The organism is Acidipropionibacterium timonense, assembly GCF_900605005.1.
GTDB lineage: Bacteria > Actinomycetota > Actinomycetes > Propionibacteriales > Propionibacteriaceae > Cutibacterium > Cutibacterium timonense.
Genome location: NZ_LR027569.1, coordinates 1 through 1,744, shown reverse-complemented (window position 1 = coordinate 1,744; position 1,744 = coordinate 1). Strand labels below are relative to the sequence as shown.

The 1,744-nt window shown below is 66.9% G+C and carries 2 protein-coding genes and 1 pseudogene; all 3 read left to right on the top strand.

Annotation, left to right across the window (positions count from 1 at the left end):
* Positions 1–142: 142 nt before the first annotated feature.
* On the top strand, positions 143–742 hold the full coding sequence (locus tag E0E30_RS13205) for a hypothetical protein (RefSeq protein WP_130866942.1): 600 nt from the start codon (positions 143–145) through the stop codon (positions 740–742).
* Positions 739–1,320 carry a hypothetical protein gene (locus E0E30_RS13200; RefSeq protein WP_130866941.1) on the top strand — a complete coding sequence of 194 codons (582 nt, stop codon included), beginning with the start codon at positions 739–741 and terminating at the stop codon, positions 1,318–1,320. Before E0E30_RS13205 ends, E0E30_RS13200 begins: the two co-directional genes overlap by 4 nt.
* Positions 1,305–1,744 (top strand): annotated as a pseudogene (locus tag E0E30_RS13195) (Tat pathway signal sequence); the annotation flags it as partial. The gene E0E30_RS13200 and the pseudogene E0E30_RS13195, both read left to right, overlap by 16 nt.

The window sequence follows — 1,744 nt, the reverse complement described above, 5'->3', positions numbered from 1 at the left end:
AGCTCATCCGCCTAGCCGAACGTCGCACCCAGACCGACCAACCCGCCGCCTGACTCATCTCCATCCGGACATTTCAGCTGAGGCAAGCGCTGCGCTCATCCGGACATCTTGACATGAGGCAAGACGGAGGAACGGTGATCCCATGAACCCGTCGCTGTCGTGGAAGCTGACGGACTATCGGGCGGCGGCACTGTACGAGTCGCGGCCGGGTCCGGTGGCGTTCGTCGACGAGTCGTATCGGTGTCCGGCGCACCAGGTCGCCGCCTACATCATGACCGGTGTGGTCACCGACACGTCCCAGCTCGCCGGGTACCGGCGGGCGTTGGTGACCGGGGTGCAGGCCAACACCTTCCATGCCGCGCCCGAACGCCACGACAACCCGATGGGTGCCGACGGGGTCGAGATCGTCAACACTCTTGTGCAGCAGCGCAGCGACGTGCTGGCCGCGGTGGCGGTCGGCCGGTGGGACCTCAACGACGACGCCGTGAAGGCGTCGGTGCGGCAGGCCGTGCTGACCAGGCTTCTCACAGAGCTTCACGAGTCGTGGGGGGGGTACGCGTTGCGCCGTGACATGCTCACCGACGCCGAGTACCACGGCGATGACCGGAGCTGGACGACCTGGCTGATGGACCCACATCCGACGTGGCGGGAGCGGCTGGAGATAGCCAAGAACGTGTCGGGTACCCACACGAGCCAGGTTTCTGGCACGGTGAAGGAACCGCATGGAAGGAGTACCCGATGAAGCGCGTCGTCGTGATCGCCGTAAGTGCCCTGGTGATGGCCGGGTCAGTAGCTGGCTGCCGTGACGCTGGCTCGACGAGCTCGCCGACGCCGACCGCCAGTATCACCCCATCGTCGGCCGCCAGTTCCACCCCAACTCCGACGGCCCAACCGGTGACGTTCGCCGAAGCCAAAGCCACCCAGCAACTCCTCCTCGACCGCGGATTTGAGTTGGCGAAGCTCGGTGGCCTCAAGCCCGACGAGAAACTCCCCCCGGAGATCGCCGAACACCTCGAAGGCAGCGCCTTGGCCGAAACCACTCAAGATCTGCACACGATCTGGAAGAAGGGCGGCCGGGCCACCGGAGGCAAGCCGGTCCTCAGCCACGTCGTCGAGATCGACGACACGAGCGTGCCCGGCGCCCAGATCGCCCTCCGCTCCTGCGAGGACTGGCGCCAGGTCACCTCGACGTGGGCCGACGGCCACAAGGGCCAGGGCCTTCTCAGAAGCACGACGACCTGGTACCGGCGCGGTGACGACGGCAAGGTCAAGCAGATCGAATACAAGTCCACGGAGGTCACGACATGCCCCGCACAGTGAAGGCTCTGGCAGCAGCTCTGGCCCTGACCCTCACCACCGCCCTCCCCGCCTGGGCCGACAGCAGCGACGGTGGTATCGATCATGCGGTGACCACCGGTGGTGGTCCGGACATCAGCGTCGACGTGTGGAGCCACGGTCACGGCGGCGGTTCACACAGCGGCGGCGATCCCAACGACTCCCCCCGAGAGAACACCCAGATCGACGGACAAAGCCCCGCCGACGCCAAAGCCGCCCTCGACGCCGCCGACAGGAACCAGAGCATCGTCTGCGACGTCATGCTCCCGCCACCCGCAAACACCCCCGGCGGCAAGTGGTGGCACGACAAATGCGAGGCCTCAACCACCCCCGGAGCAAAGCCCAAACCCAAGCCCGACCCCGCCATCATCGGCCGACGCGCCGCCCTCCAGATGACCCTCCCCGGAGC

Coding starts and splice junctions, on each gene's coding strand:
- E0E30_RS13200 (WP_130866941.1), top strand. CDS start 739: ATGAAGCGCGTCGTCGTGATCGCCGTAAGTGCCCTGGTGATGGCCGGG.
- E0E30_RS13205 (WP_130866942.1), top strand. CDS start 143: ATGAACCCGTCGCTGTCGTGGAAGCTGACGGACTATCGGGCGGCGGCA.